Source organism: Brevibacillus sp. Leaf182 (genome assembly GCF_001423865.2).
In the GTDB taxonomy this organism is placed as follows: Bacteria; Bacillota; Bacilli; order Brevibacillales; family Brevibacillaceae; genus Brevibacillus; species Brevibacillus brevis_C.
Genome location: NZ_LMPN02000023.1, coordinates 494,374 through 508,105, shown reverse-complemented (window position 1 = coordinate 508,105; position 13,732 = coordinate 494,374). Strand labels below are relative to the sequence as shown.

At 48.7% G+C, this 13,732-nt stretch carries 12 protein-coding genes; 7 read left to right on the top strand and 5 right to left on the bottom strand.

Annotation, left to right across the window (positions count from 1 at the left end; genetic code table 11):
- Window positions 1-68: 68 nt before the first annotated feature.
- On the bottom strand, window positions 69-1,277 hold the full coding sequence (locus tag ASG16_RS15815; RefSeq protein ID WP_483296477.1) for an MFS transporter: 1,209 nt from the start codon (window positions 1,275-1,277) through the stop codon (window positions 69-71).
- A gap of 128 nt (window positions 1,278-1,405) precedes the next feature.
- Here ASG16_RS15815 and ASG16_RS15810 point away from each other — a divergent pair, with 128 nt between their 5' ends.
- Entirely contained in the window at window positions 1,406-2,290 is an 885-nt protein-coding gene (locus ASG16_RS15810) for a LysR family transcriptional regulator (RefSeq protein WP_056496321.1), read from the top strand.
- A gap of 12 nt (window positions 2,291-2,302) precedes the next feature.
- Here ASG16_RS15810 and ASG16_RS15805 read toward each other — a convergent pair whose 3' ends face one another.
- Entirely contained in the window at window positions 2,303-3,685 is a 1,383-nt protein-coding gene (locus ASG16_RS15805) for an MFS transporter (RefSeq protein WP_056496325.1), read from the bottom strand.
- A 112-nt stretch (window positions 3,686-3,797) separates the two neighbouring features.
- On the opposite strand from ASG16_RS15805, the gene ASG16_RS15800 reads away from it, so the two are divergent.
- Window positions 3,798-4,685 carry a LysR family transcriptional regulator gene (locus ASG16_RS15800; protein ID WP_056496328.1) on the top strand — a complete coding sequence of 296 codons (888 nt, stop codon included), beginning with the start codon at window positions 3,798-3,800 and terminating at the stop codon, window positions 4,683-4,685.
- A gap of 381 nt (window positions 4,686-5,066) precedes the next feature.
- Here ASG16_RS15800 and ASG16_RS15795 read toward each other — a convergent pair whose 3' ends face one another.
- From ASG16_RS15795 to ASG16_RS15785, 3 genes are read right to left on the bottom strand one after another with little or no spacing between them, the layout of a single operon-like run.
- Window positions 5,067-6,284: an amidohydrolase family protein gene (locus ASG16_RS15795; RefSeq protein WP_056496331.1), complete on the bottom strand. Its 1,218-nt coding sequence runs from the start codon at window positions 6,282-6,284 to the stop codon at window positions 5,067-5,069.
- Window positions 6,285-6,318: 34 nt separating this feature from the next.
- A complete protein-coding gene (locus tag ASG16_RS15790; protein WP_056496333.1) occupies window positions 6,319-7,542 on the bottom strand; it encodes an amidohydrolase in 1,224 nt (407 codons plus the stop codon).
- Window positions 7,543-7,558: 16 nt separating this feature from the next.
- Window positions 7,559-8,794, bottom strand: coding sequence for an amidohydrolase (locus ASG16_RS15785; RefSeq protein ID WP_056496336.1), 1,236 nt, complete (start codon window positions 8,792-8,794; stop codon window positions 7,559-7,561).
- 180 nt (window positions 8,795-8,974) lie between these two features.
- Between ASG16_RS15785 and nikC the strand changes: the two genes are divergently transcribed.
- The 5 genes from nikC to ASG16_RS15760 all read left to right on the top strand — a co-directional run bounded on the left by nikC (window position 8,975) and on the right by ASG16_RS15760 (window position 13,731).
- Entirely contained in the window at window positions 8,975-9,874 is a 900-nt protein-coding gene (gene nikC / locus ASG16_RS15780) for a nickel transporter permease (protein ID WP_048031876.1), read from the top strand.
- 13 nt (window positions 9,875-9,887) lie between these two features.
- The gene (nikB, locus tag ASG16_RS15775) at window positions 9,888-10,808 is read left to right on the top strand and encodes a nickel ABC transporter permease (protein WP_048031875.1); all 921 of its coding nucleotides are present in this window, start codon (window positions 9,888-9,890) and stop codon (window positions 10,806-10,808) included.
- A 12-nt stretch (window positions 10,809-10,820) separates the two neighbouring features.
- Window positions 10,821-11,843, top strand: a complete 1,023-nt coding sequence (locus ASG16_RS15770) for an ABC transporter ATP-binding protein (protein ID WP_056496339.1) — start codon at window positions 10,821-10,823, stop codon at window positions 11,841-11,843.
- 2 nt (window positions 11,844-11,845) lie between these two features.
- Window positions 11,846-12,841, top strand: coding sequence for an ABC transporter ATP-binding protein (locus ASG16_RS15765; RefSeq protein ID WP_056496342.1), 996 nt, complete (start codon window positions 11,846-11,848; stop codon window positions 12,839-12,841).
- A gap of 95 nt (window positions 12,842-12,936) precedes the next feature.
- Window positions 12,937-13,731, top strand: coding sequence for a sensor histidine kinase (locus ASG16_RS15760; protein ID WP_048031872.1), 795 nt, complete (start codon window positions 12,937-12,939; stop codon window positions 13,729-13,731).
- Window position 13,732 lies beyond the last annotated feature (1 nt).

Genomic DNA, 13,732 nt, shown 5'->3' with positions numbered 1-13,732 from the left:
AAAACGGAAAGACTTTGTATCACCAAACGATACTGAGTTTTTCCGTTTCTTTATTTTTGGGCACAAGTCTAGGCTATTTTCGTCATTTTCTTCGCATTCTGAACCATTTTTGAGACGCACGCCCAAAGTATGAAGCCAACTAGGAGAAAGCCGACATTCATGCTGATGACGCCTCCCCATCCGTATGCGGACCAAAACAATCCGCCGAGTGTCCCTCCTACACTTGAACCCGTATAGTAGAAAAATAAATACAAAGAAGAGGCCTGTGCTTTGTTCTGTAAAGCAAGCTGTCCTACCCAGCTACTTGCAACCGCATGCGCTCCAAAAAATCCAAAAGTAAAAAATCCAAGTCCTCCTATTTTTAGAATGAGATTCGATTCCCACGTCAAGCAGACGCCGATCAATGCGAGAAACAAGCTTATGAATAACAGCTTTTGCTTACCATGACGATCGATTAGTTTTCCTGTCCAGACAGAGCTGAACATTCCGATGATCATAATTAAAAATGTCCAACTTATCAATGTTTGGCTGAGTGAATAAGGCTTTTCGAGCAAGACATAAGCGATGTAATTGAACAACGCTACATTACTTCCTAAAAGGATAAAGCCGATGACAAATAAACAAATGAGACTTGGAGCCTTTAGATGGTCCATTAAAGACAGACCCAACTTACTCATTACGAATGGACGTGCCTTGAAATTTTGTGAGGGTGGTAAGGTGTTCCAAAAAATCAGTGTGGCAGCCAAGCTGATGAGACCAATCCCCCCTATTGCGATCTGCCAGCCGAAGTAGTCACTCATCATTCCTGAGAAAACCCTACCAAACACAGCCCCAATGGAATTTCCGCATATATAGAGACCCATAGCCGCTCCCAAACTTTTGGATTCGATTTCTTCTCCAAGATAGGCCATTGCTATGGAGGGTAAACCCGCCAATGAAATTCCTTCAATCGTTCGCAATACCAGGAGAACATGAAAATTCGAACTGAATGCTGTGAGAATACAAAACACAGATGAAGCGAGCATGGAAACGATCATGATCGGCTTGCGTCCCCATACTTCAGACAACGACCCAAAAATGAGCATACTAACGGCAAGAACCATGGTTGTAATCGAGAGGGAAAAGCTTGCTGTCGTTGGACTAACCGCAAATTCCTTTGAAAATTCCGGCATCAATGGCTGTACGCAGTAAAGAATAGCAAACGTATTGAAACCAGCGGCAAAGAAAGCAAAGCTGGTTTTGCGGAAGAGTGGCGTGCCTTGTTGTATCATGTCCATCACCATATCATTTCAGGATGATTATGGTTTTATGGTATCACCATTTATCTATGATGTATAATTCATTATAATCATGTTTTCCATGCATTTATGTAATGAAAAATCCGGACGGAAAGTGGTGCTTTCGAATGGAATGGCAACAGTTCGAATATTTCCAAACCCTGGCAAGAATCCAACACGTGACACATGCTGCCGAAGCTCTCTCGATTTCCCAGTCTGCTCTAAGTCGTTCGATTGCCCGATTTGAGGATGAAATAGGCGTACCCCTGTTTGACCGTCAGGGACGTTCGATTCGGCTCAATAAATATGGTCATCTCTTTTTAAAGCGAGTCGAAACTATGATGAAGGAATTTCATGAAGGAAAACAAGAGATCATGGATTTACTTGAACCAGATAAGGGAGAAGTGTCTCTTGGGTTTCTGCATACGTTAAGTACCAGTCGTATCCCTGATTTACTGGCTTCTTTTCGCTCCCACTACCCAAATGTTCATTTTCGACTCGGACAAGGTCCCTCCCATATGCTTATGAATCAGTTGCAAGGAGGAGAATTTGATCTTTGTCTACTTGCTCCTATGGATATGAAATCTCCCTTTGTATGGAAGCCGCTTTGGAATGAAGAGCTTTTTGTGATTGTCCCGAAAGACCACAAATATGCAAATCGTACCTCGATTACGTTGGAAGAGATTGCAAATGAATCCTTTATCCATTTAAAAGAAGGCTACTCCCTTCGTATCACTGTCGAGCAATTGTTTCAAGAAGCGGGAATTACACCTCCCATTACATTTGAAGGTGAGGAAGCAGATACCGTTGCAGGCCTAGTCGCTGCTGGACTGGGAATCTCCCTTTTGCCCAATTTAAAGGGAACGGACCAGAGTAAGATTACACAAATCCCTGTCAAAAGCCCGAAGTGCCAACGGACAATTGGAATTGCTTGGGTAGAAGGGAGATATTTATCACCTGCCACTGCAAAATTCAAACAATTTGTTATGAACCACGCCTGTGATTTTGAATAGGGTTGGGTGAACCTACGACTCCCCCACTTGCCTTGATTCCCGTCGCCAACTTATGAGTACCAAAGACAATGCGATTGTCGAGAGGATCATGCCAAGCGCTTGCAACCCCTCGGCGCTAAACGCATCTCCCATTACAATGCCGATCAACAACGAGGAGAGAATGGTACCCAGGTATCTGGATGTTTGGAATAATCCGGATGCTACTCCGATGATTTCTTTTGGAGAACTTTTGAACAAGGCTGCTTGCATTCCGACATTGTTTAACCCATTGCTAATACCGAATGCTACTAACGCCACACACACACTGATCACAGGTGAATCTTGCTTGAACATCACAAGCCACAATGACCCAAATGTCATAAGCATGGCGGATACGAACAATGCCGGTCGAGGTCCTGATCGATCAATCCATCGTCCTGCTAGTGGAGACACAACGAGTGAGCATAAACCTAAGCTGAGCATGAGAATTCCTGTATGGAACTCGCTGAGATGACGAACCATTTGCAAGTAGGACGGAAGCCCGAAAAAAAGCGAATAAAAAAGGACATTAACAAGCATGAATTCGATATTGACCCACGTCATCGCAGGATATTTGGCAAATGTCCGTAGAGGAATAAACGGAGAAGTCGTTTTTAACTCATGTCGTACGAAAACCCCCAGTGTAACAAGGCCGATCCCTCCAACCAAGATATGCCACCATGTGACGTGTCCCGATGATTTTGCTGAAAGCAATCCCACGAGCAGTGCAACCAGTCCCACTGCGAAGAGCACGATCCCTGTTGCATCAATCAACTCCAACCATTTTCGAAAGGACATGTCATGTGCAACAGATGCTTTCGATTCATCCTTTGGAATCATCCTCCAAGCTAACAGGAAGCTCGCCACCACGAACGGAATATTAATGAGAAAGATCGCAGACCAATCCCAATAATGAAGCAACACCCCGCCAATAAAAGGTCCAATCGCTGCTGCTCCAGATAGGAATATGGACAGTACGGAAAGCGCCGTTGCTTGTTTCTCCGTAATATGAATTCGTACAATGGCCATTCCAACCGCAACCATCATGCTTGTTCCGATCGATTGCACAATTCGGAATACAATGAGCCACCCAAAGTTTGGTGATAATGGAGCCAATAAGGAAGCTACGAAAGATACCACAAGTCCGGTAAGAAATATCTTCTTGCGGCCGAACAAATCACTTGCCTTTCCCATGACAGGTTGAGCGATTGCACTCGCAATGTAGAACGAGAAAATAATCCACGAAACAACCGTGAAGTCAAGACGGTACACATTTTGCAGCCTTGCAATCGCAACAGAAATCATCGAAGAATTTAATGGGTTCAACAATATCCCTAGTCCAACGGAAATCATCAACCACCTGTTGTGAGCCCCCATTTTCAGCCCTCCTTAAAGCGTATTGATGATATCGTACTGGAAACCAAACATTTACTCCAACGCATTTCATGTTATGATTTCATGGATTGAAAGGAATGAATGGAGGAGCGAAATGGAACTTCTTCAACTGCAATACTTTCTTACCGTAGCTCGTATGGAGCATGTGACCGAAGCTGCACGAAGCCTGCATGTGACCCAATCGTCCCTAAGCAAAACGATTCAACGATTGGAGGAGGATCTGGGCGTCCCTCTCTTTGATCGTACAGGGAGAAAGCTACGACTGAATGAGTTCGGAAGCAAATTCCTCAGCCGGGTGGAACGAGCTTTGTTTGAATTGGAACAAGGGAAACTGGAGCTTCGCGATTTGTCCAACCCGGAGCATGGCACGCTTGAATTGGCGGTGACTACTGCAAGCACGCTGCCCAATATCCTTCGAGAGTTTCGGAAAAAGAGGCCCGATATCCAATTCCATGTACAAATGCTCTCCACAAAGGAAATGATTACGCTTCTTCATAGAGGAGAGGTCGATTTTTGCTTGTCCTCCCCTCCTATACAAGACGATGACATTGAATGTCAAATCGTCTTCATTGACCCTATTCTCGTAGCCGTTCCAAGGGGACATCGACTGGCAGACCGAAGTATCGTATCTTTGACAGAGCTGAAGGATGAACCGTTTGTCGGTGTAAAGAAAGGGTACGGTACACGCGATTTCGTAGACGCAATATGCAAGTCGGTTGGATTCGTACCTACCTATGTGTATGAGGGAGATGAACCTGCAAGGCTGATTCAGCTAGTGGAAGCAGAAATTGGCATAGCCTTCATACCAAGCACGGCAAGGTATTCTCGCGAACAAGTCAGGTATCTCCAAGTAGAGAATCACGAATTGGTGCGGGAAATCGCTTTATTATGGCACAAGAGTCGGTACATTTCGCGAGCTGCCCAAGAATTCCGTGAGGTTGTTGTCGATTATTTTGAGGATGTATGCAAACTTGAGAGGTGATGAATCATGAAACTTCACGATTGTCCAACTTGTAATACCAACAGTCAAGAATGTATGATCGTCATCGAGAATGCGTTGCACCCTACAGCAGAGAGATTAACGTGCCGTATATGTTCCTGGAGCGGAAAGTGGTCGGACATGAAAGTGCGCGAGATTCCAGACGAACCAATCCCGGGCGTCGAACCGATTACCGACTATGGTGTGCTACATTCAGATCAAATTCGCCTTCGCTATACAGGAGGTTGTTGCCCTCATTGTGGGGGAGATGATCCTCTATGCTGGTGCCATGCATTTTAGGTGCAGGCATCTCCCAATAGCTGAACAAAAAACAGACACGTCACATTCGCGTGTCTGTTTTTGTTAAAGATTTCCTTTTCGATTTTACAAAGCCCCAGAAACGACATTCCCGCGGAACATCACTGCTTGACGCTTCGCACGGCGTGCAACTGCTTCTGCTGCCGAGGATGCGTGAACGAATACGATATCCGCCTCGTCCCCAACATTCGGCCACATCCGGTTGCCCTCTTTATCCAGCGGCGTCTTCCCGCCTGTAATGAAGCCCAGTGCTTGGGACAGCGAACGCTCATCCTGCATGCGGAAGCGCTCTGCCAAGCGACCTGCTTTTTCCAAGCTGTCGCCTTGTCCAAATGGCGACCAGTGGTCAGTAATACTATCGTCTCCGAGAGAAACCGAAACGCCTTTCTCATGCAGCAATGGAATCGGAATTGTTCCTCTGTTCACGGGTACAGTGGATGTGATCGAAATGCCCAAGCCAGCGAGCATTTCAGCTACGTCACCTGCTTCTTCCAGGCTGATGTCAGCAAGGGAGTTTGCATGGCTGATGGTAACGCGACCTTGCCATCCTGCTTCTTCGGTCATTTTAGCCAGACGCTTGAATGTAAACACCCCGAGATGGTCCGGGTCATGCAAATGAACGTCGATTGGTGCATTCGCTTCGACTGCCAGCTCAAAAATAGTTGCGAGCGATTTCTCGATGTTTTGATCCACTGTCGCCGGGTCTACACCACCAACGTAGGTCGCGCCCATCTTCAAGGCTTGGCGGATGTTCTCCACTTGGTTGCTTCGCAGGAGACCTTGCTGCGGGAAGGCTACAACCTCGCAATGCAATCTGCCGCTGAAGGTTTCCAGAGCTGCCATGGTCGCTTCCAGGTTTTTAAGTCCGATGTACGGATCGATATTGCAATGGGAGCGAATATGGGTGGAGCCTGCGGACAGCAGCAATTCCAGCATTTTTTCTGCGCGCTCTTGTGCGGTTGGCAACAGCTTCGGCATGAGCTGGCTCTCTTCTTCCAGTCGCCCCAAGATGTTTTTCACTGGTGTCACGGCTTTCCAAGGACCGCCATAGTACGTTTTATCGATGTGGATGTGCATATCTCTAAATGACGGCAGTGCCAACAGACCGCTGGCATCCTTCATTGGCAGCTCAGTTTGTGGAGCAGCTCCACTCACGATCTGTGCAATTCGTCCGTCTTCTATTAATAGATGCGCCACTTCAGTATCTGTAGCAACCACCTTGTCATTTTCTTTGCGATATCCGCTCTCCAAGCGGACGTTGGTAATCCAATAGGCTGTAGACATCTATCCATGACATCCTTTCTATTTAAAAGTAGTTCTACCACTCACCCGCTACCCGGTTGCCTTGGAAAAGAACGACCTTGCGCTTTGCACGTCTCGCAACAGCTTCTGCTGAACATGTCGCTTCGACCGCCATCAGGCTCGCCTCATCTCCAGCCAGTGGCCACAGGCGATTCCCGCTTTCATCGAGAGTGATCCGCCCTTCTGTTACAAACCCGAGTGCTACGCCTAATGATCTTTCATCCGTCAAGCGGAAGCGTTCAGCCAGTCGTCCTGCTTTTTCCAACAAGTCTCCACTGCCAAAGGGTGTCCAGTTGTCTGTCAGGCTATCGTTGCCGAGCATGACCGCTACTCCTTCTTGATGCAGCAACGGAATCGGAATGGTCGGGCGATTGATCGGCACGGTCGATGCAATGGAGATACCAAGAGAAGCCAGTCGTTGTGCCAGCTCTCTGGCTTCCTCCTGCGAAACATCGCCTAATCCCATCGCGTGACTAATCGTGACACGTCCTTGCCACCCTGCTTCTTCTGTCAGAGCAGCGAGGCGCTTCATCGTAAACACGCCGAGATGCCCCGGATCATGCAAATGCATGTCAATGTCGGCATCTGCTTCGACTGCCAGCTCTAGCATCGTTTGCAGGGAACGCTCGATATCGCCGTCTACTCCACCTGGATCGACGCCGCCTACATGAGTGGCGCCTTGACGCAGCGCCTCACGTACTATGTCGCGCGCTTGAGTACGCAGCATGCCATAATGCGGGAAAGCAACGATTTCGTGGGAGACACGGTCTGCATATGTCTCAAATGCACTCTTCATTCCTTCCAAAAACCCAAGACCAACCTGCGGGTCCACATGACAATGCGTTCTTACATGCGTAACCCCTGTTTCCACCAGCAGCGAGAGAATATTTTCTGCTCCTGTCTGAGCCTGCTTGAGATACATCGGCAACAGCCCTCTGTCCTCAGCGTGGCGTTCGAACAAGCTTTTTACGGGAGTTGTTGCCTTCCATGGGCCGCCGAAATACGTTTTTTCCAGATGAATGTGCTTCTCGGCCATAGACGGCAAGATCAGGAAGCCCTTCGCGTCCTTTTTTGGCAGCCCATCCTCCAAAATCTCACTGGAAGGGACAATGCGTGTGATTTTTCCATTCTCAATGAGCAAATCGCACAGCTCTGTCCGCGTTCCACTGATCACGCCTTCTTCCCACTCATACCCGCTTTCCAATCGAGCGTTGACGATCCAATAAGGAGAAGATTTCACCGGCTTTTCACCCCTCTTAAACGTTCACTTCTTCCACTTGACCAGAAGCGAGATTGCCTTTGAAGAATACAGCGTGTCGATCTGCACGGCGCGCGATCGCTTCTGCCGAGCAGGTCGCATCCACGAGGATCAGGCTAGCGTCTTCGCCTTGTGCAGGCCACAACTGAGTTCCGTTGGCATCCAGCGTCGTTTTGCCACCTGTGATAAAACGCAGCGATTGAGACAGGGACAACTCGTCCAGCCAACGATTGCGTTCAGCCAGTCGCCAGAGGCGCTCCAACACATCGCCATTCCCGTATGGCTGCCACGTGTCAAAAATGTTGTCGCAGCCGACCGCAACGTCTACACCATTTTGGTGCAATAGCTGTACGGGTGGAATGACGCGGCTAAATGGCACGCTGGTGATGATCGTAATGCCTGCTTCCCGCAGGATCGTCGCCATCTCTTCTGCTTCCTGCACAGGGATGTCTCCGAGCGCAAACGCATGGCTGATTGCTACGCGGCCTTGCCAGCCAGCATCTACGGTCATGGCTGCCAGTCGCTTCATCGTGTAGGTCCCCAAATGCCCTGGGTCATGTAAATGCAAGTCGACACCTGCGTTTGCTTCTACAGCCAGCTCCATCATTTGGTGCAAGGATTCTTCTATATCGCCATCCACATTAGCTGGGTCCACGCCCCCGACATGAGTCGCACCTTGGCGCAATGCTTCACGCAAGAGTGCTTTTGCATCTGTACGCAATAAGCCATGCTGCGGGAATGCCACGATCTCGTGGGTGACTCGGTCCGCGTAGGTTGCTAATGCTGCTTTTACTGATTCCAAATTGGAGATTCCCACTTCCGGGTAAATATCCACATGTGTGCGCACGTGTGTCGAGCCATAGGACAAGAGGATCTCCAACAGATTCTCCGCACGCTCTTGTGTAGTTGTCGGCAATCCCGGCAGTGTGCGCTTTTCAATTTCGCAGCGTTCAATGATATTGGACACAGGGATGACAGCCCGCCATGGTTCTCCCTGAAGCGTCTTGTCCAAATGAACATGCTTCTCTACGAGAGATGGGAGTGCCAATAAGCCTTTTGCATCCTTTTGCAAAATACCATCTGTAAGCTTCTCTGTCGCCGGTACAATACGCGCGAATTTTCCGTCTTTTACCAAAATGTGAAACAAGGATGCCTCTGTCCCCGTGACGACACCGTTTTCCCGACGGTAGCCCGTCTCCAAACGAACATTGGTCAACCAATAGGTAACGCCCATCCATTATCCACCCTCTCTTTGTCTCTCTCCATTCCTTTCTCCCCCATTATCTAGGAAGCCGGAAGACTTGATTTGCACAATCTTTACGTCTATTTTCACTATTTTTACGACTTGTTCAAATTGCCTTTACTTCGTACATTTTTCTGATAACTTTGACGTAAGCAAAGGAGGGGTTACACCATGAAGGTTGAGATCGCGCCAACCAATCAAGCTCTTCCGCCGAAAGCAGCGGCTGCACGCCCTAGCAGATGGCGGACTTTTTACAGGAAACTACGAAAAAACAAACTCGCCATGGTAGGCGGCTGTATCGTGATTTTTTACATCGCGATTGCCCTGCTGGCACCATTCATCGCTCCCTACGATCCCTATGAGATTGACTTGGTTAACAAGTTAAAACCACCATCTGCTGAACACTGGATGGGTACCGATGACAAAGGTCGGGATGTAATGAGCCGTCTTTTATACGGAACACAGCTCTCGATGTCCGTCGGATTTGTCGCCGTCTTTATTGGTGCATTTTTCGGAATTATTCTCGGTTTATTATCCGGTTACTACGGAGGCTGGGTAGATACCGTTATCTCCCGTATCATCGATGTCCTGCTCGCCTTCCCGGGAATCCTGCTTTCTCTGGCCATCGTCAGTGCCTTAGGGCCAAGTCTCTTTAACGTTATGATCGCCGTTGGTATCTTCTCGATTCCTGTATTTGCACGGATCGTCCGCGGCTCTACTTTGACCGTGAAAAAACTGGAGTACATCGATGCGATCCGCTCACTCGGTGCCAATGACTTCACGATTATCTTTAAACACATTTTTCCAAACATTTTGTCTCCTATTATCGTACAGGCAACGATGCGCCTAGCTACTGCGATTTTATCCGCTGCTGGCCTTTCGTTCCTCGGACTGGGAGCACAGCCTCCTCTGCCGGAGTGGGGCGCCATGCTCAGTAACGGACGCGACTTCTTGTTTACCGCTCCGCATCTGGCCATGTTCCCTGGTTTCGCTATTGCCACTCTTGTTCTCGGCTTCAACATCTTTGGGGACGGCCTCAGGGACGCTCTCGATCCACGAATGAAACAATAGGAGGGAATGCTACATGTTTGTTTACATTATCCGTCGCCTGCTGCAAATGATTCCCGTCCTGCTCGGTGTCATTCTGGTCGTCTTTTTGATCATGCAAATGGTTCCTGGCGACCCGGCGGTATTGCTTGCTGGTGAAGGCGCTTCTGAAGAAACAATTGCAAAAATGCGTACACAACTCGGCTTGGATCAGCCGATCATGGTTCAATATGCGCAATATGTCGCCAACGTGTTCCAAGGCGATCTAGGTACATCACTTCGCTCCAATCTTCCCGTGTGGGATGAGATCATGGCGCGCCTGCCTGCTACCATCGAGCTCGCCGTTGCCAGTATTTTTGTAACGGTTGTCCTCGGGATGATCGCGGGAATCATCTCTGCTACCAAGCAATACTCTGCTGCTGATATTACGATCATGGTTATTGCCTTGCTCGGTGTATCCTTGCCAAGCTTTTGGCTCGGCTTGAGCTTAATCTACACGTTTTCTGTCAAGCTGCAACTCTTCCCTGTTGCTGGCTGGGGCACCTGGAAGCACATGATTTTGCCAGCAATCACACTCGGTACCGCCGGGGCTGCTATCGTTGCTCGTATGACTCGCTCCAGTATGCTCGACGTCGTGCGTCAAGACTACATCCGCACAGCGAAAGCAAAAGGCTTGCGTGAAACAGTCATCATTTACAAGCATGCTTTGAAAAACGCGTTGATCCCGATTATTACGGTCGTTGGCTTGCAGTTCGGCTTCCTTTTGGGTGGTACGGTTCTCGTAGAATCTGTATTTGCCATCAACGGCTTGGGTCGCCTGATCGTCGATGCGATCCGCATGCGTGATTTGCCTGTCGTACAAGGCGGCGTACTGATCGCTTCCATTATCTTCGTGTTCGTGAACCTGCTCGTCGATGTATTGTATCGCTACTTCAATAAACGAATTGATCTGAACTAAGGAGGGATCACCATGCCGGAACAACAAGATATCATCCTGGACGTTCGCAATCTGCAAACGCATTTTTTCACAGAAGATGGCGTCAGTAAAGCAGTGGACGGCGTTGATTTCTCTCTAAATAGAGGAGAGACACTAGGTCTGGTAGGAGAATCGGGCTGTGGAAAAAGTATCACTTCCCTCTCGATCCTGCGTTTGATTGCCAGTCCTCCGGGAAAAATTGTAGGAGGAGAAATCCTTTTCAAAGGGCAAGACCTGACGAAAAAATCAGAAGCAGACATGCGCTCGATCCGCGGCAACGAGATTTCGATGATTTTCCAAGAGCCTATGACCTCGCTCAATCCGGTTTATTCGGTTGGGGAGCAAATCGCAGAAGTATTGCGCCTGCACCAAAACATGGGACGCAAGGAAGCGTGGGACAAAGCAGTAGACATGCTGCGTCTGGTTGGTATTCCTTCCCCGGAAAAACGCGCGACTCAAGAGCCTCATGAATTGTCTGGTGGTATGCGCCAGCGTGTCATGATCGCGATGGCTCTCGCCTGCCGCCCAGAAATTTTGATCGCAGATGAACCGACAACAGCTTTGGACGTTACCATTCAGGCTCAGATTCTCGAACTGATGAAAAAGCTGCAAGTCGAAATGGGCATGAGCATTATCATGATTACCCACGATCTTGGCGTCGTTGCGGAAACATGCGATCGCGTTGCGGTCATGTACGCAGGAAAAGTCGTCGAGTACACAACTGCACAAAACCTGTTCGCGAATCCACGCCATCCCTATACAGTAGGGCTGATGAACTCCCTCCCCCGTCTGGATGAGGACGTGGAAGAGCTGCAAGCGATTAAAGGAAACGTTCCAAGTCCGTTCAACATGCCAGTTGGATGCCGATTTGCTCCACGTTGCCCCCATGCAACAGAGCTGTGCAATACGAAGCTTCCTGAGCTCTTGGAGTATGCAGACGGAAGCAAAGTACGCTGCTGGATGTATACGTCAGAGTGGGACGGCGACACCAAGACTGCTACGGAAGTGGGGGTATGACCATGATGACGACACAAGCGAATCCAACGAAAAAACCACTGCTCGAAGTAAAAAATCTCAAGCAGCACTTCCCGATCAAAGGCGGCATTTTAGGCCGTACCGTCAACCATGTAAAAGCCGTGGATGACATCAGCTTCACGATCCATGAAGGTGAAACACTGAGCATTGTAGGCGAATCCGGTTGTGGAAAATCCACTACCGGTCGTGCCATCCTCCGTCTGGATGAACCGACGAGCGGAACGGTACTATTCGAGGGACAAGATCTGCTGGCGATGTCCAAGAAGCAAATGCGGGATATGCGCAAGCATTTGCAGGTCATTTTCCAGGACCCATTTGCTTCGCTCAACCCGCGCCAATCTGTATCTGCTATTCTCGGGGAAGCCTTGGCGATCCAAAATATCGTACCTGCGCATCAACGCCGCGAGCGCATTATCGAGCTGCTCGGCTATGTAGGCTTGCGTCCGGATCAAATTGACCGTTTCCCGCATGAGTTCAGCGGCGGACAACGCCAACGGATCGGGATTGCCCGTGCCCTCGCGATGCAACCGAAGCTAATCATTTGTGACGAAGCCGTATCGGCACTCGACGTATCCATTCAGGCTCAAGTCTTGAATCTCCTGAAATCGTTGCAAAAGCAATTCAAGCTGACCTATTTGTTCATCTCCCATGACCTCGGCGTCGTTCGCCACATCTCCGATCGCGTCATGGTCATGTACCTCGGTAAAGTGGTAGAGATCGCGGATAAAAAGTCGCTGTTCGACAACCCGCAGCATCCTTACACGCAGGCACTCTTATCTGCGATCCCGGTGCCGGACATCAACAAAAAGCAGGAGCGAATCATTCTGCGCGGAGATGTACCTTCTCCCATCAATCCACCGCAGGGCTGCCGCTTCCATACGCGTTGCCCGTATGCGATTGATCGCTGCAAAACAGAAGTACCTGGCTTGACCAGCCTGCACGACACACACCAAGTTGCGTGCCACCTTGCCCAAGTCTAATCATAGAGAGATTAAAATTTTCTAAAAACGCAAGAGATCACGAAGCAGCATGATATGATGATAACTGCAAAATCTATCCATACAGAAGGGATCTCATGATAAGCTTCGAAGGTTTCACATTACTCATTCTGCTGTTTATTTTGGCTCCTATCATAGGAGCTATTGCTTTATTGTTTCTGTTCATTTTCGAGAAACGGATTGATCTCTTAGAGAACAAGAATCTGAAGATCGAGCTGGAAAAAGAGCTGCAGCAAGCGCTTTACAATCAGTTGAATCAACAAATCCAGCCTCACTTCTTGTTTAATACGCTAAATGTCATTCTGAGTCTAGCGCGATTGAACCGAACGAAGGAACTGGTGAGAGCGCTCGAAGTCCTCTCCCAGTTTCTCAAATTCAAATACAAATCCACTGAGCCGTTGATTTCATTGGCGCGGGAAATTACGTACACGGAGCAATATTTGGAGATTCAAAAGCTGCGTTTCGGCGATCGGCTCCGGATTCAACTGGATTGTGCAGATGATCTCTTGCAAGCATCCATTCCGCCATTCGTCTTACAGACGCTCGTGGAAAACGCATTTAAGCATGGATTGGAACGAAAAATGGGCGAAGCTACCTTAGACATCCGCATAAGCCGAAAAGATGACGATGTCCTGCTTACGGTCATCGACAACGGTTCTTCCGGACTCACAGCAATCCAGAATGAAAATGAAAGTGAGATCGAAACTGAACAGCCACATGAGAAGAGCGGTCACGGGTTGGACAACATCCGCAGGCGGCTCCACCTTTGTTTTGGTGATCATGCACATCTGGAGCTAGCTCCGATAGCTGAGGGAGGAACTCTTGTGTCTGTCAGGTGGCCCTGTACGTATGAACAAATCGATCTGAGGTGAG

Bases quoted from the DNA above. Each gene is read 5' to 3' on its own strand.
- ASG16_RS15815 (WP_483296477.1), bottom strand. From the start codon at position 1,277: ATGGACATGATACAACAAGGCACGCCACTCTTCCGCAAAACCAGCTTT.
- ASG16_RS15810 (WP_056496321.1), top strand. From the start codon at position 1,406: ATGGAATGGCAACAGTTCGAATATTTCCAAACCCTGGCAAGAATCCAA.
- ASG16_RS15805 (WP_056496325.1), bottom strand. From the start codon at position 3,685: ATGGGGGCTCACAACAGGTGGTTGATGATTTCCGTTGGACTAGGGATA.
- ASG16_RS15800 (WP_056496328.1), top strand. From the start codon at position 3,798: ATGGAACTTCTTCAACTGCAATACTTTCTTACCGTAGCTCGTATGGAG.
- ASG16_RS15795 (WP_056496331.1), bottom strand. From the start codon at position 6,284: ATGTCTACAGCCTATTGGATTACCAACGTCCGCTTGGAGAGCGGATAT.
- ASG16_RS15785 (WP_056496336.1), bottom strand. From the start codon at position 8,794: ATGGGCGTTACCTATTGGTTGACCAATGTTCGTTTGGAGACGGGCTAC.
- nikC (WP_048031876.1), top strand. From the start codon at position 8,975: ATGAAGGTTGAGATCGCGCCAACCAATCAAGCTCTTCCGCCGAAAGCA.
- nikB (WP_048031875.1), top strand. From the start codon at position 9,888: ATGTTTGTTTACATTATCCGTCGCCTGCTGCAAATGATTCCCGTCCTG.
- ASG16_RS15770 (WP_056496339.1), top strand. From the start codon at position 10,821: ATGCCGGAACAACAAGATATCATCCTGGACGTTCGCAATCTGCAAACG.
- ASG16_RS15765 (WP_056496342.1), top strand. From the start codon at position 11,846: ATGATGACGACACAAGCGAATCCAACGAAAAAACCACTGCTCGAAGTA.
- ASG16_RS15760 (WP_048031872.1), top strand. From the start codon at position 12,937: ATGATAAGCTTCGAAGGTTTCACATTACTCATTCTGCTGTTTATTTTG.